Source organism: Streptacidiphilus neutrinimicus (genome assembly GCF_000787815.1).
GTDB classification, from domain to species: Bacteria; Actinomycetota; Actinomycetes; order Streptomycetales; family Streptomycetaceae; genus Streptacidiphilus; species Streptacidiphilus neutrinimicus.
Genome location: NZ_BBPO01000035.1, coordinates 40,780 through 60,523, shown reverse-complemented (window position 1 = coordinate 60,523; position 19,744 = coordinate 40,780). Strand labels below are relative to the sequence as shown.

The following is a 19,744-nucleotide window of genomic DNA, read 5'->3' as shown; positions in this document are numbered from 1 at the left end:
GGCGTGCGCGCGACTGTCAGAAGCCGACAGATACCACCGCGCCGCGCTGTGGAGGGTCGATTCGCCCACGCCGTCGGTGAGCGGATAGCGTCGCCATGTCCGCGAGATCGCTGCACGTGAGAGAGGTATGCCTGTGAGCCGGTCGGTTCTGGTCACCGGAGGCAACCGGGGCATCGGCCTCGCCATCGCCCGCGCCTTCGCCGAGGCGGGCGACAGGGTCGCCGTCACCTACCGCTCCGGTGAGCCGCCGGAGGGGCTGCTGGGCGTCAAGTGCGACATCACCGACTCCGAGCAGGTCGAGCAGGCCTTCAAGGAGATCGAGGCCGCACAGGGCCCCGTCGAGGTGCTGGTCGCCAACGCCGGCATCACCCGCGACACCCTGCTGCTGCGGATGTCCGAGGAGGACTTCAGCTCCGTCCTCGACACCAACCTCACCGGCACCTTCCGCGTCGTCAAGCGCGCGACCAAGGGCATGCTGCGCGCCCGCAAGGGCCGCGTCGTGCTCATCTCGTCCGTGGTCGGTCTGCTGGGCTCCGCGGGTCAGGCCAACTACGCGGCCTCCAAGGCCGGCCTGGTCGGCTTCGCCCGCTCGGTGGCGCGCGAGCTGGGCTCCCGCAACATCACCTGCAACGTCGTCGCCCCCGGCTTCGTCGACACCGACATGACCGCGGTGCTGAGCGAGGACCGCCGCGCCGAGATCGTCTCGCAGGTCCCGCTGGGCCGCTACGCGTCCCCGGCCGAGATCGCCTCGGCCGTCCGCTTCCTCTCCTCGGACGAGGCCGCATACATCACCGGAGCCGTCATCCCCGTGGACGGCGGATTGGGAATGGGTCACTGATCACCATGAGTGGAATCCTCGACGGAAAGCGCGTCCTGGTCACCGGCGTGCTGATGGAGTCCTCCATCGCCTTCCAGGTCGCCAAGCTGGCCCAGGAGCAGGGCGCCGAGGTCATCCTGACCGCGTTCCCGCGCCCGAGCCTGACCGAGCGCATCGCCAAGAAGCTGCCGAAGCCCACCAAGGTGCTGGAGCTGGACGTCACCAACGCCGAGCACCTGGCCTCCGTCGAGGACGCGGTGCGCGCCGAGCTGGGCGGTCTCGACGGCGTCGTCCACTCGATCGGTTTCGCACCGCAGGACGCGCTGGGCGGCAACTTCCTCAACACCCCGTGGGAGTCGGTCGGCACGGCCATGCACGTCAGCGCCTTCTCGCTGAAGTCGCTCGCCATGGCCTGCCTCCCGCTGATGCCGGCCGAGGGCGGCTCCATCGTGGGCCTGACCTTCGACGCGACGGTGGCCTGGCCGCAGTACGACTGGATGGGCCCGGCGAAGGCCGCCCTGGAGGCCACCTCCCGGTACCTCGCCCGCGACCTCGGCGCGCGACACGTGCGCTGCAACCTGGTCTCCGCCGGCCCGATCAAGTCCATGGCCGCGAAGTCCATCCCGGGCTTCGACCAGCTCGCGGACACCTGGAACCACCGCTCCCCGCTGGAGTGGGACGTCACGGACCCGGAGCCGGCCGCCCGCGGCGTCGTCGCCCTGCTCTCGGACTGGTTCCCGAAGACGACGGGCGAGATGGTCCACGTCGACGGCGGCCTGCACGCGATCGGCGCCTGATCTTCCAGGGGCGCGAGGAACTGCGCGACGAGCCGCCCAGTGTGGTGAGTCGCTCAGCGAGCAGGGCCATCCTCACCGGGTGGTTGCTCGCGCAGTTCCTCGCGCCCCTTCTCGTTCAGCTGCGGCAGCCCTGCAGGGCGTTCGCCGCCTCGGCGGCGGCGCGTTCGGGGTCGGTGTCGCGGATGGCGTCGAGGATGCCGTCGTGGCTGACGTAGCGGTGGGCCTCCAGGACCGGGCCGACGGTCTCGCGGAGCTCCTCGCGCAGGACCTCGCCGAGGTCGGCGTAGAGGTCGGCGAGGACGCGGTTGTGGGAGGCGGCCATGACGGCCTGGTGGAAGGCCGCGTCGTTGAGGACGAAGGCCTCCGCGTCGCCTGAACTCCAGGCCTGCTCGCGGCGGTTCAGCGCCGTCTGGAGCAGCCGGAGGTCCTGCGCGGTGCGGCGGGTGGCCGCGAGTCGGGCGGCGGCGGCCTCCAGCGCCAGGCGGAGTTCGGTCACCTCGGACTTCTCCGCCTCCGCGAAGCGGCGGTGCATCACGCCCGCCAGCTCGCTGGTGGCGAGGACGTAGGTGCCGGAGCCCTGGCGGATGTCGAGCAGGCCGTTGTGGGCGAGCGCCCGCACCGCCTCGCGGACTGTGTTGCGGGCGACGCCGAGCTGCTCGACGAGCTCCGCCTCGGTGGGGATGCGGGAGCCGACGGGCCACTCGCCCGAGGTGATCTGGGCGCGCAGCTGCGCGATCACCTGATCGGCCAGCGGCTCGCGCCGGGGCGTCGTGAGGGCCATGTCACTCCTGATCCGTTCGGTTCCGCTCATGGGACATCATCCCGCTCCGCTCGGGTCGGGCAAACCGTTCCCCTAATTCATCCCATGATTGTATGATCCCCTCATGCCTGTCGAGTCGTCCACCGTGCCCGCCGCATCAGCCGGGAAGAGCCCCGCTTCCCCTACCAGCACCGCGCCTTCGCCCGCCGCCAAGGTCCGCGCCCGCTGGCTGCTCGCGCTCGCGCTTGCCGTCGCCGCGTTCAACCTGCGGCCCGCCGTGGCGGCACTCGGGCCGCAGCTGGACCAGGTGCGCGGCAGCCTGCACATGAACGCGGGCGTGGCCGGCCTGCTGACCGCGCTGCCCTCGCTCTGCTTCGCGCTCGTCGGCCTCGCCGCCCCGCGCGTCGCCCGGCGCCTCGGGCCCGCCGTCACCGTCTGCCTCGGCATGGGCGCGATCACGCTCGGGATCGCCGCCCGCTCGTTCGCCCCGAACAGCGCGGTCTTCCTGCTTCTCAGCGCGCTCGCGCTGGCGGGCATCGCGGTGTCCAACGTGCTGATGCCGGTGCTGGTCAAGCGCTACTTCCCGGACCGGATCGGCCCGATCACCGGCCTGTACTCGATGTCGCTGGCGCTCGGCACCTCCGTGGCCGCGGCCGTCGCGGTGCCGCTGACCAGCGCGCTGGGCGGCGGCTGGCGGGTCGGGCTCGGGGTCTGGGCGGGCGCGGGCGCCGTCGCGCTGGCGCTGTGGCTGGCGCAGGCGGCGATGCTGGGCCGCGACGGCGCCGGGACGCCGAGCGCCCACGCGCCGCGGATCCGGATCACCCGCAGCCCCACCGCCTGGCTGCTCGGCGTCTTCTTCGGCCTCCAGGCCACCGCCGCCTACGCCACCATGGGCTGGCTGCCCCAGATCTTCCAGGACTCCGGCATCTCCGCCACCGAGTCCGGCCTGCTGCTCGCCGTCACCATGGCCGTCGGCGCCCCGCTGTCCTTCCTGATCCCCTCGCTCGCCGCGCGACTGCCGCACCAGGGGCCGGTCGCGGCCGTGCTCGCGGCCTGCGGCCTCGCCTCCTACGCCGGGCTGGCCTTCGCCCCCGCGGCCGCACCGTGGGTGTGGGCGCTGCTGCTGGGCGTCGCGAACTGCGCTTTCCCGCTCGTGCTCACCATGATCGGGCTGCGTTCGCGCACCTCGGAGGGCGTCGCCAAGCTCTCGGCGTTCGTGCAGGGCGTCGGCTATCTGATCTCCGTCCCCGGCCCGGTCCTGATCGGCGTGCTGTACCAGCGCGAGCACGGCTGGCACGGCCCGCTGGCGCTGCTCGCGTTGCTGATGGCCGTCCAGCTCGTGCTCGGCCTGCGCGCCGGGCGCCCCCGGCAGATCGAGGACGAGGTGTGAGTGGCACACTCGTCGTCATGCCAGTTCTCGAACCGAACCCCACCGGCGGCAACAAGAAGCTGCTCCAGATGTTCGCGCTGATCGGCGCGATCCTCGTGGCCATCGGCATCATCGCGACGATCGCGTCCAACATGGGGTGAGCCCCTGCCGGTTCGTCCTGATTCTGGGAAGCTGGCAGTCATGAGCGTCGATACGACCCGCACGATCATCGTCCTCCGGCACGCGAAGGCCGACTGGCCTGCCGTGCCCGACCACGAGCGGCCGCTGGCCGACCGCGGCCGCAAGGACGCCCCGACCGCCGGCCAGTGGCTGGCGGTCGCGGGCATCACGCCCGACCTGGCCCTCTGCTCGACGGCCACGCGCACCCGGGAGACCTGGAAGCTCTTCGCCCACGAGCTGCCGCAGCGCCCGCGCACCGTCTACGACGACCGGCTCTACGAGGCCGCTCCGGGCCTGCTCATCGAAGTCCTCCAGGAGCTGCCCGAGGACGTGCACACGGTCCTGCTCGTCGGGCACAACCCCGGCGTTCAGGGCCTGGCGGAGATCCTCTCCGGCGAGTTCGACGACGACTCCCTGACCCGCCTGCGCGCCACCGGCTTCCCGACCGCCGGGGTCGCCGTGATCGACGTCCCCGGCCCGTGGAAGACCCTCGAGCCGGGCGTCGGCCGCCTCCGCGCCTTCCACGCGCCGGTCGACTGACGCGACCCCCGGGCCGATACGGCCCGGATCCCCCGGCTCCGGCGGCGGAGCCGGGGGATCCGCGTTTCCAGCCTCGCCCTCGTGCTCACCCGAACAGGTGAGTGCGCGAACCATTTCGTTCGCTACAGCGAACCCTTGCCCGCCGCGTCCGACCCGGCCGGGCGCTGCTCCAGCACGGTGACGTCCGCGGGCCGCTCCCGCAACGCGTCCAGCTCCGGCCCGAGCCGCGCCAGCACCTCGCCCTTCGCGTGCGCGTCGAGATCGGCCCGCGAGGCCCACTTCTCTATCACGACGATCGAGGCGCCGTCGGTGTGCAGCGCGTACAGCTCGCACCCGGGCTCGGCGTGCACGGCGTCGATGTGCCGGGCGTAGGCGGCCAGCGCCTCCTCCACTTTGCCGGGCTTCGGGTGCACCACGGCGGTGACGACGACGGACATCGGCGGTTCTCCTTCGGTTGCGGCCGGCTCCTGCGTTCCTGTCGGGGCCAACCAGGCCCACTCCGGCTGTGTTCCCGACGTGGAGGCGATCACCGTGCGCAATCCCCGTGGAGCGCGCGCGTAGGCTGACGTGCATGGAGATCTGGATCAACCCCCGCTGCTCGAAGTGCCGGGTCGCCATCGGTGAGCTGGACGCCGCGGGTGCGGAGTACACCGTGCGCCGGTACCTCGAGGAGCCGCCGAGCGTCGCCGAGTTGGAGGCGGTGCTGGAGCGGCTGGGCCTGGAGCCCTGGGACATCACCCGCACCGACGAGCAGGCGGCCGAGGACCTCGGGATGAAGGACCGCGAGGCCTGGCCGCGTGACGCCTCGGCGCGGGGGCGGTGGATCGCCGCGCTGGCGGAGCACCCGGTGCTGATCCAGCGTCCGATCATCACCGCCGACGACGGCACGACGGTCGTCGGCCGCACCGAGGAGCAGCTCGCCAAGGTGCTGCCGACGTCCTGACCGCCTCGGGCCCTAGGAGCAGGAGGGGGCCCAGAGGTGCTGCGGGTAGGTGCGGCCGTCGCTGGTCCGCGAGCTCACCATGAGGTCCAGCTCGGTTCCCGCGGCGGGGGTGATGGTGAAGCTGAGGGTCGCGTTGCCGGTCGAGTCGAACGAGCCGGTCTGGCCCTGGGTGTAGCCGGTGCCGCCGCCGTCGGTCCAGTAGTCCACCCAGGCGGGCATGCCCGCGTACGCGGCGCCCGTGAGGTTCTTGTAGTCCGGGCCGGCGTGCACGGTGACCGTCTCCCAGGGGATGCGGAGGATGCCGCCGTGCAGGACGTAGATGTAGCGGACGCCGCAGGTCGCGGTGGCCGAGGCCGACGAGAACGGCCAGGAGGTGGCCGAGAACGCGCTCGGGTTCGTCGACGAGCCGGTCCCGCAGCCCGTCACCGGCGCCGTGAGGGTGTCGGTGTCCGACGGCTCCGTCGGGGAGCTCCAGAAGCCGGTCACCTTGAGGCTGAGGGTGTCGGCGGCGCTCGGGGCGGGGACGGCGAAGGTGAACGTGGCGTTGTGACGGCTCGCGTCGAAGCCCTGCCAGGAGTTGCCGGTGTGGCTGACGACGTTTCCGGCCGAGACCGTGCTGTACGCGACGATCACGCCGGTCGAGGTGAGGCCGTTCTGCGGCCCCAGGTTCTCCACGTTGACCGTGATCTCGTCGGTCGGAACCCCGCCGACGGTGGTGCAGTGCTGGTCGAAGTAGGTGGACATGGGCGCGTCGAGGCCGGCGTGCGCGGCGGGCGCGAACACGGCCGAAGCCGCCAGGAAGCCGCCGGTCGCGGTGAGCGCCGCCAGCGCCGAGCGCCGACGGCGCTTGCCGCTCCCGGACTGCCGCACTCTGTCGGACGGTTCGGACGAAGACATGTTTCCCCCCAGGGTCGGGCCGGTGATCGGAACGTGAGCCCGCCCGGCTGCCGCGCCGAACGACCGCTCAACGGCCCTGACGCAGCCGGCCGCGTGACGGTTGCTCCGCGGCCAGACGGCGTGGTTCCGACGGTCTCGGCCGGGCTACCCCCGGGGCTGGTCGAGCCGGGCGGCGACGAGGCGGCCGAGGACGCCGACGGCGAGCAGCACGGCGACCGTGCCGAGGGTGAAGGCCTCGAAGACCGAGCGCGAGACGCCCCACGTGCCGGTGAAGTCGTACGGCACGCCCAGCAGGCGCTCCAGCACGCCGGGGAAGAGCGCGACCCAGGAGCCCAGGACGATCCACAGGTAGACCAGCCCGAGGCTGATCCGGAAGCCCCAGGCGCCGCCCGGCACCCGGTATGGGCGCGGGACCTCCGCGTGGCGGCGGCGCAGCGTGCCCAGCGCGGGGATGACGACCAGGTAGGACAGCAGCAGCGTGGTGACGGCCACGGTGAGCACGACCTTGAAGACCGCCGCCGTGCTGCCGTTCACCAGCAGCGTCGCCGCCAGCATGAAGGAGGTCGCGGTGACGCCGGAGAGCAGGTTCATCCGCACCGGCGTGCCCAGTCGCGGGTGGAACGCGCCGAGGGCGCGGCTGAAGAAGCCGCCGTCGGCCGCGGCCATGGCCTGCATCCGGTCGCTGACGATCATCCAGGCGCTGCCCTGGGTCATCAGCACCAGCACGAACAGCACGCTCGTGGCCGTCAGCAGCGCTCCGCCCGCGCTGCCGTAACTGCCGAAGACCAGGGACGCCGCGTCCAGGAACCCGGCGACGCCGGTGATCTGCTGGGCCGGGACGACGGCCAGGATCGCCAGCACCGGCAGCAGGTAGCAGCAGGCCGCGACCGTGCCCGAGACGCCGATGGAGATCGGCACGTCCCGCTTGGCGTTGCGCATCTCCTCGCCCGCCGCGTTCGGGGCCTCGAAGCCGACGTAGGCGAAGAGCAGGATCGGCACCAGCGCGAGAAAGCCGCCGGCGGTGGGGGAGAAGGTGGTGCTGTGCAGGCCCGCGAAGCCGTGCTGGAGGCCGTAGACCAGCGCGCTCGTGGTGATCACGAGCATCAGCGCGACCTTGGCGAGGGCGCCGAGGGTGGTGATCCACTTGCCGCGTCGCAGCGAGATGACGGCGGACAGGATGGAGATCCAGATGAAGACCAGCTTGAACGTGTAGTCGGCGGGGGTGCCGCTGCCCAGCTTGGTCACGTGCCCGTCCCAGGCCTGCGCGGCGGCGAAGACGAGCGAACCGCCCAGCCAGACGGGGTTGGTGACCCAGTACAGCAGCGTGGTCAGCGCCGACGCCGTGCGCCCGTAGGCGAGCTTGACCCAGACGTAGGGGCCGCCCTCCTGCGGGAACGCGGCGCCGGTCTCGGCGAAGAGCAGGGCGTAGGGGACGAGGAAGAACAGCGCGAGGACGAGGGTCCAGGTGACGGCCTCGCCGCCGCCGGTGGCGATCTGGCCGATCACGTCGGCCGAGATCACCGCGGCGACGCCGAGGGCCATGATGTCGGCCCGGCCGAGGCTGCGGTGCAGGTGGGGGACGGAGTCGGTTCCCTCGGCGGTGGCGGCCGCCTGGGCGTCCGATGTGGGGGTGGTGGACACGGGAACTCCTCGGACGGGTGGGGGAGTGGGGAGTCGGATCAGGCGTGGATCTCGCCGGTGGGGGTCACCCGCTCCAGGATCTGGCGCATGGCGGCGACGGTCTCCTTGGCCTCCGTCTCCGTCATGATCAGCGGCGGAGACAGGACCAGGGAGTGCGCGCAGTCGCGGACGATGACGCCGGTCTCCCGGCGGATCACGTCGGGCAGCAGCGGCTGGAGCATCGGCAACGGCTCGCGGGTTGCCCGGTCGGCGACCAGCTCGACCGCGAGCATCATGCCGACCGAGCGGATCTCGCCGACCACGGGCAGGTCGCCGAGCTGCGCCTCCAACTCGCGGTGCAGGTAGCCGCCGATCTCGGTGGCGCGGGCGAGCAGGCCCTCGCGCTCGATGATCTCCAGGTTCGCCAGGGCGACGGCGGCGGCGACCGGGTGGCCGTTGTAGGTGTAGCCCATCGGGAAGCCGTGGTCCGCGAGCAGCTCCTCGGCGACGTGGTCGCCCACCAGCAGCGCACCCAGCGGGATGTAGCCGGAGGTGATGCCCTTGGCGGTGACGACGATGTCCGGCCGGACGCCGAAGTGCTGGGCGGCGAACCACTTTCCGACGCGGCCGTAGGCGGTGACGACCTCGTCGAGGATCAACAGGATGCCGTGGCGGTCCAGCACCTCCCGCACCCGCGGCCAGTAGTCGGCCGGCGGGACGAGCATGCCGCCCACGCCCATGATCGGCTCGCCGATCATGGCGGCGATGTTGCCCGGGCCGATCTCGGCGATCCGCTGCTCCAGCTCGGCGATGAGGAAGTCGGTGGGGTCCTCGGGTGTTCCGGCCCCGCCGGCGTAAAGCTCGCTGCGGTACGGCCACGGCGGAGTCAGGTGCGAGACGTGCGGCATCATCGGGGCGAAGCCCTCGTGGTAGACCGGGAAGCCGGTCGCTGAGCCGCCGCCGTAGCCGATCCCGTGGTACGCCTTGTTCCGCGCCAGGATCCAGGTGCGGGAGCTCTCGCCGCGACGGTGGTGGTAGTAGCGGGCCATCTTGATCGCGGCCTCGTTGCCCTCCGAGCCGCCGGAGGTGAAGTAGACATGGCCCAGGCCCTCGGGGGCGATCTCGGTCAGCTTGCCGGCCAGCCGGATCGCGGGCTCGTTGGAGAACTCCCAGAAGCTGGTGAAGTACTCCAGCTGCTGCATCTGCTCGAACGCGGCGCGGGCCACTTCCTCGCGGCCGTGGCCGATCTGGGCCAGCCAGAGGCCGCCGGTGGCGTCGAGGTAGGAGCGGCCGTCCGCGTCGGTGAGGCGGCAGCCGGAGCCTTCGGTCATCACGACGCGCTCGGAGACGGAGCCGGGCAGGTAGGGGTGGATGATCCGGGCCCGGTCCGCGTCGCGCAGCTGTTCGGGGGTGAGGGGGGTGCGGCTCATGGTGCTGCCTTTCACGAGGGTGGGGCGACTCAGCCGAAGGAGACCCAGGTCGTCTTCAGGCCGGTGTACTTCTCGAAGGAGTGCAGGGAGAGGTCCCGTCCGTAGCCGGACTGCTTGAAGCCGCCGAACGGCGTGGTCGGGCTCAGCGCGTCGACGGTGTTGACCGAGACGGTCCCGGCGTGGAGCGCCTCGGCGACGCGGTGGGCGCGGGCCAGGTCGCGGGTCCAGACGGACGCGGCCAGCCCGTAGGGGGAGTCGTTGGCGATCCGCACCGCGTCCGCCTCGTCCCGGAACGGAAGGACCGTCAGCACCGGCCCGAACAGCTCCTCGCGGGCGAGCGGCGCGTCCTCGGGCAGGCCGGTGACGATCGTCGGGTGCAGGTAGGCGCCCAGGGCGAGGTCACCGCGGTCCGGCCGGGTGCCGCCGAGGACGACGCGGCCGCCCTGCGCGCGGGCCGCGTCGACGGCGGTGAGCAGGCGCCGCGCCTGGGCCTCGTCGACCAGCGGGCCGAGGCGGGTGGCCGGGTCGAGCGGGTCGCCGGGCACGTAGGCGGCGGCGTGCTCGGCGACGCGGGCGGTGAACTCCTCGGCGATGTCGGCGTGGACGAGCAGCCGGGTGTTGGCGGAGCAGACCTGGCCGGCGTTGAAGCAGAAGCCGAAGGCGGCGCGCTCGGCGGCGGCGTCCAGATCGGCGTCGGGGAAGACGAGATTGGGGCTCTTGCCGCCCGCCTCCAGCCAGACCTGCTTGCCGTTCGACTGCGCGGCGTAGGAGAGGAAGAGCCGCCCGACCGTGGTGGAGCCGGTGAACGCCAGCACGTCGACGTCCGGGTGCAGGCCGAGTGCGCGCCCGGCGGTCTCGCCGAGGCCCGGGACGACGTTCAGCACGCCGTCCGGGATGCCCGCCTCGACCGCCAGTCGGGCGAGCAGCAGTGCCGACTGCGGCGACTGCTCGGCGGGCTTCAGGACGACGCTGTTGCCGGCCGCGAGGGCGGGGGCGAGCTTCCAGGAAGCCAGGTCGAGCGGGAAGTTCCACGGCACGACCGCGCCGACGATGCCGAGCGGGACGCGGCGGACCAGCGCCAGGTTGCCGGGTGCGGCCGGGGCGACCTCGTCGTAGAGCTTGTCGGCGGCCTCGGCGTGCCAGGCGAAGCAACCGGCCGCGCCGGGCACGTCGACGGCCAGCGCCTCGGCGACGGGCTTGCCCACGTCGAGCGAGTCGTACAGGGCGAGCTCGGGTCCGTGCCGCTCGATCAGCTCGGCCAGGCGCAGCAGGCGCTTCTTGCGCGCCTCCGGCGCGAGGCCGGACCAGCGGCCGTCGGCGAAGGCGGCGCGGGCCGAGCGGACGGCGACGTCCACGTCCGCCGCGTCGCAGGCGGCGATCTCGGCGAGCGCCTTGCCGGTGGCCGGGTCGGTGTCGGTGAAGGTCGCGCCGGAGCGGGCGTCGCGCTGGTCGCCGCCGACGAAGGCGCGGGTCTGTGCGGTGAGAGCGGCGGCCCGGCGCTGCCAGTCGGCGTGGGTGGGGGTGGGGGTGGAGTCACTCATGGAGGGGGTCCTCTGGTGTCCTCGCGAGTTCTTTGATGCGAGATTCAAACAATGGGTGAAGCCCGCGTCAATGACCGGAGCGCGATTGTCGTGGATTTTTTGATGCACGTGTCAGAGAATGCGTGGCATGGCACGACCGAAGAACCAAGGGGCCCGCCGCGACGCGCTGATCGACGCCGCCGGACGGGCGATCGCGGACCGGGGCATGGCCGGCCTGCGCATCAAGGACATCGCCGCCGAGGCCGGCGTCTCGGCGGGGTCGGTCCTGTACTACTACCCGGAGCTGGACGACCTCGTGCTGGCCGTCCATCAGGACGCCGTCGAGCGCTATCTGACGCAGCGACAGGCCAAGGCCGAGGACCCCGGCGGGGGCCCGGCCGCCCGGCTGCGCGCCGCGCTAGCCTCCGGCCTGCCGGAGGGCCCGGGTGACCCGGTGCACCGGTTGCTCTTCGAGCTGCACGGCCTCGCCGACCGCAGTGCCGGGCACGCCGCGCTGATGGGCTCGCTCTTCGCCCGCGAGGTCGCGCTCTACGCGACGCTGCTCGAAGTCGGCGCCGTGGCAGGCGTGTTCACGCTCGCCACACCCGTCGCCGACGCCGCGCGGAACCTCGTCGCCCTGGAGGACGGCTACGGCCTGCACATCGTCGCGCGCAACCCGGTCGTGGACCGGGTCACCGCGCTCGGCCTGCTGACCGCGCACGCGCGGGCTGTCACGGGGTGCGCCGAGCTGTAGCGCCGTCGGACGCGGCCAGGTCGGCCGCCGTCAGCGCGAGGGCCAGCGCGCCGTCCAGCAGGGCAGCGTCGGCGGCCGGGGTCGCGCAGGCGGCGGCGAACTCGCGCTGGTGGTTGACGGCCGGCAGCGAGTCGACGCCGATGTAGGGGTGCAGCGCGCGCACGACGCGCGAGACGTTGCCCATGTCCGTCGACGCCCGGTTCATCCGGGCGGCCGGATCGCCGGGCGCGGCGAAGCGGCGGCCGATGCCCTCGGCGTTGCGGCGGTAGCGGGCCAGCAGCTCCGGGTCACCCCGGAACTCCGAGTACGGCGGGCTCTCCGGCTCGATCTCCAAGGCGCAGCCGGCGGCCAGCGCCCCGGCCCGGAAGCAGGCCTCGACCCGGGATTGGACCCGCTCCAGCTCCTCCAGGTCGGCGGCGCGCACGTACCAGCGCCCCTCCGTCCGTTCCGGGATGGCGTTCGGCGCCTCGCCGCCGCGGGTCACCAGGCCGTGCACCCGGGTGCCGGCCGGGAGCTGCTGCCGCAGCAGGCCGATGCCGACCTGGGCGACGGTGAACGCGTCCGCGGCGTTGCGTCCGCGCTCGGGGTAGGCGGCGGCGTGCGCGGCCCGTCCGGTGTAGCGGACGCCCAGATGGGCGACGGCGAAGGGCTCGGCCTCGGCGACGTCGACGGGACCGGGGTGGACCATCATCGCCACGTCGACGCCGTCGAAGGCGCCGCGCTCCAGCATCAGGATCTTCCCGCCGCCGCCCTCCTCGGCCGGGGTGCCGAGGACGGTCACGGTGAGCCCGAGGTCGTCGGCGACCCGGGCCAGCCCGGCGGCCGCACCGACGGCGGAGGCGGCGATGAGATTGTGGCCGCAGGCGTGGCCGAGGCCGGGCAGCGCGTCGTACTCGGCGCAGAGCGCGACGTGCAGTGGGCCGCTGCCGATCCGGGCGGAGAACGCGGTGGGCAGGTCGCAGACGCCGGGGGTCACGGCGTAGCCGAGGTCGTCGAGGAGCGAGGCGGTCCAGCGCGCGGCCTTCTCTTCCTCCCAGGCGGTCTCGGGATGGGCGTGCAGGCGCCGCGAGAGCCCGGTCAGCGGGCCCGCGAGAGCACCGATCGTGTCGCGGAGCGCCGTCCGCGCGACCCCGGGCGCCTGCGCGAGAGCGGTGCTCTCGCTCCGTGGGCCGACCGTTCCTCCGGGCGCCGAAGCGAAGCGCGTGGCTGCCGCCCTCGATTCCGCCCTCGATTCCGCGCCTGGAGCGCGGCCGTCCGACTCGCCGCCGGCGGCCGGGGTGCTCACAGGTCCCCCGGGACGCCGTAGCTGGGGGCCAGGTCGGGTGCGAGCGCTCGCTGGAGGTAGGAGTCCTGCTGCGGCTCCCACAGCTGCCACAGGGCAGCCAGTTCCGCGACCGGATCGCCCTCCGTCCAGTCCACCCGGAGGTCCGTGACCGGCCAGGGCGCCGCGTCCGCGAGCAGGAGTCCGGCCGAGTGGACCGGCCCCGCCTCGCCGCCTGCCGCGAGGGCCGCCGCCAGCCCGTCCAACAGCCGATGCGCGAGCGGCCGTTCGGGGCGCGCCGTGAACGCGTCGACCATCGCCTGCGGCACGTCCGGGTGCGCGAGCAGGTTCCCGGCCGCGACGCAGTCCGCGCCGACGACCTGCGCGTGCGCGCCGAGCGCGTGCTCGCCCGAGTACGCGGCGGGCGCGCCGCTCACCCCGACTGCCGTCAACTGCCGCCAGGCGACCAGGGGTTCGGTGGCCACGGTGTGCGCGACCGCGTCCGCCGCGCCCGCGCCGGCCGCCAGCAGGTCCAGCAGCCACGGCCCGAGCCGCGGATCGGTCACGTTCTGCGTGCACGCCGCGCCGACGCCGGCGCGCACGTACGCGCAGCGTGCGGCCACGGCGGGGCTGGAGGAGGCGATGGCCGCCCCGACCTGCCCGGTCCGGGTGCACCGCGCCGTAAGGGAGAAGGTCACAGCAGTTCCCCTCGCTCGGCCGCCTTTGCATGCCGGATCCCGGCCGCCTCGGCCCGGCGCGAGGCGGGGATGACGGCGGTGGCGTCGATCTCCACCAGCCACTCCGGCCGGGCCAGCGCGGAGACGACCAGGCCCGTCGAGACGTAGTGCACGCCCTTGAGCCGGCGGCCCATGACGCGGTAGACGGTCTCGCGGTAGCGCACGTCGGTGAGGTAGATCGTCACCTTCACGATCTCGTCCAGTGAACTCCCGGACTCCTCCAGCAGCATGGCGATGTTGGCCATCGCCCGTTCCGCCTGGGCCTCGACGTCGCCGACGCCGACGCTCTCGCGGGTTGTCAGGTCCTGTCCGATCTGCCCGCGCAGGTAGACGGTGCCCTCGGCGACGACGGCCTGGGCCAGGTCGTTGGCGAGGTTCTGCTCGGGATAGGTGTCGGCGGTGTTGAAGCGCCGCAGTCGGTGATGCACCATCAGCAAACCTCTCCCGGGGCTTGTGGGGCTTGTGGGCGTCGTGGTTGGGCCGGTGGGGCCGCAGCACCACTATGCGAGCGGCTCTATCGCCGGTAAAGCAGATCTTTTAGTGTTGGGTCATCTGAGAATCAGATGCATGCGAATGCGGAGGGTGCGGAGGCATGACGGAAGCGGTCGGATTCACGCTGGCGCAGCTGCGGTACTTCGTCGTGGCCGCCGAGGCCGGCAGCATGACGGCGGCCGCCGAGCGGCTGCTGATCGCACAGTCGGCGGTGTCCACCGCGGTCTCGAACCTGGAGCACGAGCTCGGCGTCCAGCTGTTCATCCGCCGCAAGGGCAAGGGCCTGGTCACCACCCCCGCCGGGGACCGGCTGCTGCTGCAGGCGCGCGAGCTCCTCACGCACGCGCTCGACGTGGCCGCCGAGGCGCGCGGCGTCGAGGGCGGGCTGAGCGGGCCGGTCCGGCTCGGTTGCTTCGTCACCCTGGCCCCCTTCGTCCTGCCGGGGCTGCTGGTCGCGGCGGCGGACCGCCACCCCGGGCTCCGGATCGACGTCGTCGAGGGCGAGGCGGACGAGCTCGACCGGGCGCTGCGCACCGGCCGGATCGACTTCGCCCTCACCTACGACCTCGGCCTCGGGCCCGGCGTCGCGCGCGACACCGTCGCCTCCCTGCCGGTCCACGCGCTCGTCGCGGCCGACCACCCGCTGGCCGGTCGCGGCGCCGTCGACCTGGCCGAGCTGGCCGACGAACCGTTCGTCCTGCTCGACCTGCCGCACAGCCGTGACTACTTCTGGTCGCTCGTCACCGCGACCGGCATCACGCCCGTGGTCCGCCACCGCTCGCACAACTACGAGGCGGTCCGCTCGCTCGTGGCACTCGGCCACGGCTTCTCGGTGCTGCACCAGCGCCCCGCGACCGACGACACCTACAGCGGCGCCAAGGTGGCCGTCCTCGCGCTCACGAACGAGCACCCACCGCTGGATCTGGTCCTCGCCCGGATGGACGGCGTACGCCAGACCGGGCGGGCGGCGGCCGTCGCGCAGCTCGCCCACGAGCTGCTGGCCGCGCCCGCCCGTCGATGAATCACTAAATCAGATCACTCGCAACGAAAACTTCTATTAGACAGAACTCAAGGCAGCGCCTGACGATTTCACCGACGGACAACCGCCGCAGTGGAGGGTGCAATGCCGAGTGAAGTGACCGAAGTCGACGTGGTCGTCGTCGGGGCGGGCCAGGCGGGCGTGGCGATGAGCGAGCATCTGGGCGCCCATGGCATCCCGCACCTCGTCCTGGAGCGGGACCGGATCGCCGAGCGGTGGCGCACGGCGCGGTGGGACTCCCTGGTCGCCAACGGGCCCGCGTGGCACGACCGGTTCCCCGGGCTGGAGTTCGAGGGCGTCGCCCCCGACGCCTTCGCCTCCAAGGAGCAGGTCGCGGACTACTTCGTCGCGTACGCGCAGAAGATCGGCGCACCGGTCCGGTGCGGCGTCGAGGTGACCTCCGTGCGCAGGCACACGGGCCGGCCCGGCTTCCGGGTCGAGACGTCGCAGGGCCCGATCGACGCGCGCTTCGTCGTGGCGGCGACCGGCCCGTTCCAGCGGCCGCTGATCCCGCCGATCGTGCCGGACGGCGCGGTGCCCGTGCAGATCCACTCCCACGCCTACCGCAACCCCGGCCAACTGCCGGAGGGCGCGGTGCTCGTGGTCGGCGCGGGCTCCTCGGGCGTGCAGATCGCCGACGAGCTGCGCCGGTCCGGCCGCCGGGTGTTCCTCTCCGTGGGCCCGCACGACCGGCCGCCGCGCCAGTACCGCGGGCGTGACTTCTGCTGGTGGCTCGGCGTGCTCGGGCTGTGGGACGCGGAGACGCCGCCGCAGGGCGCGGAACACGTCACCATCGCTGTCAGCGGCGCCCGCGGGGGTCACACCGTGGACTTCCGCGAACTGGCCGCCGACGGCATCGAACTGCTCGGCCTGACCGCCTCCTGCGCCGACGGCGTTCTGCGCTTCGCGCCCGACCTCGCCGCCAACATCGCAGCCGGCGACGCCAAGTACCTCGCGCTCCTGCGCGCGGCCGACGCGTACGTCGAGCGCAACGGCCTCGACCTGCCGCAGGAGCCGCAGGCGCACGTCCTCGGCCCCGAACCGGACTGCGTGGCGCACCCGCGCCGGGAACTCGACCTGGCCGAGGCCGGCGTCACCTCGATCGTCTGGGCGACGGGCTACGCCACCGACTTCGGCTGGCTCGAGGTCGACGCCTTCGACCCGAGCGGCCGTCCGCACCAGCGCCGCGGCGTCTCCGCCGAGCCGGGCGTCTACTTCCTCGGCCTCCCCTGGCAGTCCCGCCGCGGCTCCAGTTTCATCTGGGGCGTCTGGCACGACGCCCGCCACATCGCCGACCACATCGCCACCCAGCGCGCCTACCTCGCCCACGGCGGGGACTGAGCCGAGCCGTCGCGATCCGTCGGCCCTCCGGGGTGCGGACCTGGCCGGACCCGGGGATCCGTCGTGACGCGGGTCACATCCACCCGTGTCACGGGCGGGCGGGTCCGTTCGTCTCGGGGGTGTCAGCACTCACGACGACGGAGGAACACACCATGGACGCGCGACTCGACTTCTTCGCCGCTCCCGTCTCCGGCAAGGCGCTCAAGCACTTCATGGCCGCGGGCAAGGCGATCAGGGAGGCGGGGCTGCCCGTGAGCACCCAGGAGCTGGTGTCGACGCGGGTGAGCCAGATCAACGGGTGCGCGGTCTGCCTGGACATGCACGCCAAGGAGGCGCTCGCGGCGGGCGAGAGCCCCGTGCGGCTCGCGCTGGTGGCGGGGTGGCGCGAGGCCACCGTGTTCACCGAGGCCGAGCGGGCCGCGCTCGCGCTCGCAGAGGAGGGGACCCGGGTGGCGGACGCGGCGGAGGGGGTCAGCGACGCGGTGTGGGAGAACGCCGCCCGGCATTACGACGGCGACCAGCTCACCGCGCTGGTGATCCACATCGGGTTCATGAACATGGTGAACCGGATGAACATCATCACCCGCCAGCCCTGCGCCGGCGACTACGCCGCCGGACAGCTGCACTGACGCGGGCGGATCGGTTGGCCACCGGGGGACGGGGAAGGATCGCACGATGAGCAAGGTCGAGGACTTCGCGGAGCTGCGCCCGCTGCTGTTCTCCATCGCGTACCGGGTCCTGGGCAGCGTCAGCGAGGCCGAGGACGCGGTCCAGGAGACCTGGCTGCGCTTCGAGGCCACCGACACCGAGCCGAGGTCGACCAAGTCCTTCCTCTCCGCCGTGGTCACCCGGATCTCGATCGACGTGCTGCGCTCGGCCCGGGTCCAGCGGGAGGAGTACCTCGGGCCGTGGTTCCCCGAGCCGCTGCTCGCCGACCCCTACCAGGACCCGGCCCGCTCGGCCGAGTTGGCCGACTCCGTGTCCACGGCGGCGCTGTTGCTGCTGGAGCGGCTGAGCCCGCTGGAGCGCGCGGTCTTCGTGCTGCGCGAGGTCTTCGACTTCGGCTTCGCGGAGATCGCCTCGGCCGTCGGACGCTCCGAGGAGGCCTGCCGCCAGCTCGTGGTGCGGGCCAGGCGCCACATGAACGCCGGTCGGCCCCGGTTCGAGGCCGACCGCAAGGAGCGCGAGGAGCTCGCCGCACGGTTCTTCGACGCACTGCGCGAGGGCGACGTCGACGGCCTGCGGCACCTGCTCGCCGCCGACGTCTCCATGGTCGGCGACGGCGGCGGCAAGGCCCCGCAGCTGGCGAGGGCGATCGCGGGCGCGGACAAGGTGGCCCGGCTGCTCGCCGCCGTCTTCCCCGCCCTGGTCCGCCTCGGGCTCACGATCGAGCCCCACGCGATCAACGGCCAGCCGGGCGCGATCGTCCGCGACCGCGACGGCAAGGTGCTGCACACCCTGGAACTCGACGTCCTGGACGGGGAGATCCAGGCCGTCCGCCTCGTGCTCAACCCCGACAAGCTGGGCCACGTGGGCCCGGTCGCCGATGCCTGGGAGGTCTCCCGCGCGTTCAAGGAGGCCCGCCGCCAGGCGAGGTGAGGGAGCGTCAGTCCGCGGTCGCGATCAGCGTCTCCAGCTTCACGTCCGGGTTGCCCCGGACGAAGCTGTTGAGCTGCCACTTGTCGCCGAACAGCGCGAGCATCGCGTTGTCGCTGCGGCGGGTCAGCGGCTCGCCGGTGACCAGGCGGGAGCGGTTCAGCACCTCCGCCCCGGCCGCGTCGGTGACGCGAGCGAGCGAGTAGGGCAGGCGTTCCAGCACGATCGGCGAGGAGAACTCGTGCTCCATGCGGTGCAGCACGACGTCGAACTGCATCGGGCCGACCGCGGCCAGCACCGGGGCCTGGTCACCGCGGCGGTCCGAGGTGAGGACCTGGACCACGCCTTCCTCGTCCAGCTGCGAGATGCCCTTGCGGAACTGCTTGCTGCGGCTGATGTCCTTGGGCCGCGCCACCGCGAAGTGCTCGGGGGCGAACGCCGGCAGCGGCGGGAACTCGGCCTTCTTGCCCACGTAGAGCGTGTCGCCGACGCGCAGCGCGGTCGCGTTGATCAGGCCGACCACGTCGCCGGGGTAGCAGATGTCCGCGACGGTGCGCTCGGCGCCGAAGACGGTGTGCGCGTACTTGGTCGCCAGCGAGCGGCCGGAGGCCGCGCGGGTGACGTTCATGCCGCGCTCGAAGACGCCGGAGCAGACGCGGATGAACGCGATGCGGTCGCGGTGGGCCGGGTCCATGTTGGCCTGGATCTTGAACACCACGCCGGAGAAGTCCTCCTCCACCGGGCGGTGGTCGCCGTTCGCCATCTCGCGGGCGTCGGGGGACGGGGCCAGGTCCACGACGGCGTCGAGCAGCAGCCGGACACCGATGTTGGTGAGCGCGGAGCCGAAGAAAACCGGGGTGATCTTGCCCTCGCGGAAGGCCTGCGGGTCCCAGCCCGGCCCGGAGTCGAGCGCGAGCTCCAGCTCCTCCAGCGCGGTCGGCCACAGCTCGCCCTCGACGGCCTCGGCCGCGGCGGCGTCCATCCGCTCCTCCTCGGCCTCGTGGGTGCCGCCGGGGACGCGGGTGTACTTCAGGAACTGCTCGGTGTCCGCCGCCTCGACCAGGCCGCGGAAGTTGCCCGCGTTGCCGACCGGCCAGACCTGCGGGACGGGCGTGATCTCCAGGATGTTCTGGATGTCGTCCAGCAGCTCCAGCGCCTCGCGACCACGGCGGTCCCACTTGTTGATGAACGTGATCACCGGCACGCCGCGGTGGCGGCAGACGGAGAACAGCTTGCGGGTCTGCTCCTCCAGGCCCTTGGCCGCGTCCACCAGCATGATCGCGCAGTCGACCGCGGACAGGACACGGTAGGTGTCCTCGGAGAAGTCGGCGTGACCGGGGGTGTCGACCAGGTTCATCACGTGGTCGCGGTGCCCGAACTGCAGCGCGGCGGAGGTCACCGAGATCCCTCGGTCCCGCTCCAGCTCCATCCAGTCGGACGTGACGCCCTTGCGCCCGCCCTTGCCGTGCACGGCGCCGGCCGAGGTGATCGCCTGCGCGTGCAGCGCGAGCGCCTCGGTCAGCGTCGACTTACCGGCGTCGGGGTGCGAGATGACGGCGAAGGTGCGGCGGCGCGAGGCCTCCTGCAGAACCTGGGCAGCGGTGGCGGGGGAGTCGGTGCTCACGTCGTTCCTCAGGTCCTTCGCACAGTC

Annotated in this window: 21 protein-coding genes; 11 read left to right on the top strand and 10 right to left on the bottom strand. The window is 72.8% G+C overall.

Annotated elements, in window-relative coordinates:
• Positions 1-133 precede the first annotated feature (133 nt).
• Positions 134-838 (top strand): 3-oxoacyl-[acyl-carrier-protein] reductase, encoded by a 705-nt coding sequence (gene fabG, locus TR48_RS22090; protein ID WP_042370049.1) that lies wholly within the window; start codon positions 134-136, stop codon positions 836-838.
• A gap of 5 nt (positions 839-843) precedes the next feature.
• Positions 844-1,614, top strand: a complete 771-nt coding sequence (gene fabI, locus TR48_RS22085; RefSeq protein ID WP_042370047.1) for an enoyl-ACP reductase FabI — start codon at positions 844-846, stop codon at positions 1,612-1,614.
• 115 nt (positions 1,615-1,729) lie between these two features.
• Here fabI and TR48_RS22080 read toward each other — a convergent pair whose 3' ends face one another.
• Complete coding sequence (locus TR48_RS22080) at positions 1,730-2,395, bottom strand: FadR/GntR family transcriptional regulator (RefSeq protein ID WP_042370046.1); 666 nt, start codon at positions 2,393-2,395, stop codon at positions 1,730-1,732.
• A 103-nt stretch (positions 2,396-2,498) separates the two neighbouring features.
• On the opposite strand from TR48_RS22080, the gene TR48_RS22075 reads away from it, so the two are divergent.
• Genes TR48_RS22075 through TR48_RS22070 form a run of 3 tightly spaced genes read left to right on the top strand, consistent with a single transcriptional unit; the run spans position 2,499 to position 4,463 of the window.
• The gene (locus TR48_RS22075; protein ID WP_042370045.1) at positions 2,499-3,764 is read left to right on the top strand and encodes an MFS transporter; all 1,266 of its coding nucleotides are present in this window, start codon (positions 2,499-2,501) and stop codon (positions 3,762-3,764) included.
• 17 nt (positions 3,765-3,781) lie between these two features.
• Positions 3,782-3,904 carry an SGM_5486 family transporter-associated protein gene (locus TR48_RS46380; protein ID WP_268873591.1) on the top strand — a complete coding sequence of 41 codons (123 nt, stop codon included), beginning with the start codon at positions 3,782-3,784 and terminating at the stop codon, positions 3,902-3,904.
• A 40-nt stretch (positions 3,905-3,944) separates the two neighbouring features.
• Positions 3,945-4,463 carry a SixA phosphatase family protein gene (locus TR48_RS22070; RefSeq protein WP_042370043.1) on the top strand — a complete coding sequence of 173 codons (519 nt, stop codon included), beginning with the start codon at positions 3,945-3,947 and terminating at the stop codon, positions 4,461-4,463.
• A gap of 122 nt (positions 4,464-4,585) precedes the next feature.
• Here the strand turns inward: TR48_RS22070 and TR48_RS22065 are convergent, their stop codons facing one another.
• Positions 4,586-4,900, bottom strand: coding sequence for a putative quinol monooxygenase (locus TR48_RS22065; protein ID WP_042370042.1), 315 nt, complete (start codon positions 4,898-4,900; stop codon positions 4,586-4,588).
• Positions 4,901-5,034: 134 nt separating this feature from the next.
• Between TR48_RS22065 and TR48_RS22060 the strand changes: the two genes are divergently transcribed.
• Positions 5,035-5,406: an ArsC/Spx/MgsR family protein gene (locus tag TR48_RS22060; RefSeq protein ID WP_042370040.1), complete on the top strand. Its 372-nt coding sequence runs from the start codon at positions 5,035-5,037 to the stop codon at positions 5,404-5,406.
• Positions 5,407-5,418: 12 nt separating this feature from the next.
• Here TR48_RS22060 and TR48_RS22055 read toward each other — a convergent pair whose 3' ends face one another.
• The 4 genes from TR48_RS22055 to TR48_RS22040 form a co-directional block, all read right to left on the bottom strand.
• A complete protein-coding gene (locus TR48_RS22055; protein WP_152628101.1) occupies positions 5,419-6,303 on the bottom strand; it encodes a hypothetical protein in 885 nt (294 codons plus the stop codon).
• Positions 6,304-6,447: 144 nt separating this feature from the next.
• Complete coding sequence (locus TR48_RS22050) at positions 6,448-7,944, bottom strand: APC family permease (RefSeq protein ID WP_236652265.1); 1,497 nt, start codon at positions 7,942-7,944, stop codon at positions 6,448-6,450.
• Between the two features lie 38 nt (positions 7,945-7,982).
• Entirely contained in the window at positions 7,983-9,353 is a 1,371-nt protein-coding gene (locus tag TR48_RS22045; protein WP_052442879.1) for an aminotransferase family protein, read from the bottom strand.
• Positions 9,354-9,382: 29 nt separating this feature from the next.
• Entirely contained in the window at positions 9,383-10,894 is a 1,512-nt protein-coding gene (locus TR48_RS22040) for an aldehyde dehydrogenase (protein ID WP_042370038.1), read from the bottom strand.
• Positions 10,895-11,021: 127 nt separating this feature from the next.
• On the opposite strand from TR48_RS22040, the gene TR48_RS22035 reads away from it, so the two are divergent.
• Positions 11,022-11,627 (top strand): TetR/AcrR family transcriptional regulator, encoded by a 606-nt coding sequence (locus TR48_RS22035; RefSeq protein ID WP_042370037.1) that lies wholly within the window; start codon positions 11,022-11,024, stop codon positions 11,625-11,627.
• On the opposite strand, the gene TR48_RS22030 is transcribed toward TR48_RS22035, so the two are convergent.
• The 3 genes from TR48_RS22030 to TR48_RS22020 are packed head-to-tail and all read right to left on the bottom strand — an operon-like array spanning position 11,605 to position 14,056.
• Positions 11,605-12,912 carry an amidohydrolase gene (locus TR48_RS22030; RefSeq protein ID WP_084729645.1) on the bottom strand — a complete coding sequence of 436 codons (1,308 nt, stop codon included), beginning with the start codon at positions 12,910-12,912 and terminating at the stop codon, positions 11,605-11,607. The genes TR48_RS22035 and TR48_RS22030 overlap by 23 nt on opposite strands.
• Complete coding sequence (locus TR48_RS22025; RefSeq protein WP_042370036.1) at positions 12,909-13,586, bottom strand: DUF1028 domain-containing protein; 678 nt, start codon at positions 13,584-13,586, stop codon at positions 12,909-12,911. The genes TR48_RS22030 and TR48_RS22025 overlap by 4 nt, the downstream gene beginning before the upstream one ends.
• Positions 13,583-14,056 carry a RidA family protein gene (locus tag TR48_RS22020; RefSeq protein ID WP_042370034.1) on the bottom strand — a complete coding sequence of 158 codons (474 nt, stop codon included), beginning with the start codon at positions 14,054-14,056 and terminating at the stop codon, positions 13,583-13,585. Before TR48_RS22020 ends, TR48_RS22025 begins: the two co-directional genes overlap by 4 nt.
• Positions 14,057-14,217: 161 nt before the next feature.
• Here TR48_RS22020 and TR48_RS22015 point away from each other — a divergent pair, with 161 nt between their 5' ends.
• From TR48_RS22015 to TR48_RS22000, 4 genes are all read left to right on the top strand, one after another.
• Positions 14,218-15,138, top strand: coding sequence for a LysR family transcriptional regulator (locus tag TR48_RS22015; RefSeq protein WP_042370032.1), 921 nt, complete (start codon positions 14,218-14,220; stop codon positions 15,136-15,138).
• A gap of 102 nt (positions 15,139-15,240) precedes the next feature.
• On the top strand, positions 15,241-16,497 hold the full coding sequence (locus TR48_RS22010; protein WP_042370031.1) for a flavin-containing monooxygenase: 1,257 nt from the start codon (positions 15,241-15,243) through the stop codon (positions 16,495-16,497).
• A gap of 152 nt (positions 16,498-16,649) precedes the next feature.
• The gene (locus tag TR48_RS22005) at positions 16,650-17,126 is read left to right on the top strand and encodes a carboxymuconolactone decarboxylase family protein (RefSeq protein WP_042370030.1); all 477 of its coding nucleotides are present in this window, start codon (positions 16,650-16,652) and stop codon (positions 17,124-17,126) included.
• A 46-nt stretch (positions 17,127-17,172) separates the two neighbouring features.
• Positions 17,173-18,096 carry an RNA polymerase sigma-70 factor gene (locus TR48_RS22000; protein ID WP_042370028.1) on the top strand — a complete coding sequence of 308 codons (924 nt, stop codon included), beginning with the start codon at positions 17,173-17,175 and terminating at the stop codon, positions 18,094-18,096.
• A gap of 7 nt (positions 18,097-18,103) precedes the next feature.
• On the opposite strand, the gene TR48_RS21995 is transcribed toward TR48_RS22000, so the two are convergent.
• Entirely contained in the window at positions 18,104-19,717 is a 1,614-nt protein-coding gene (locus TR48_RS21995; protein WP_042370027.1) for a peptide chain release factor 3, read from the bottom strand.
• Between the last annotated feature and the right edge of the window lie 27 nt (positions 19,718-19,744).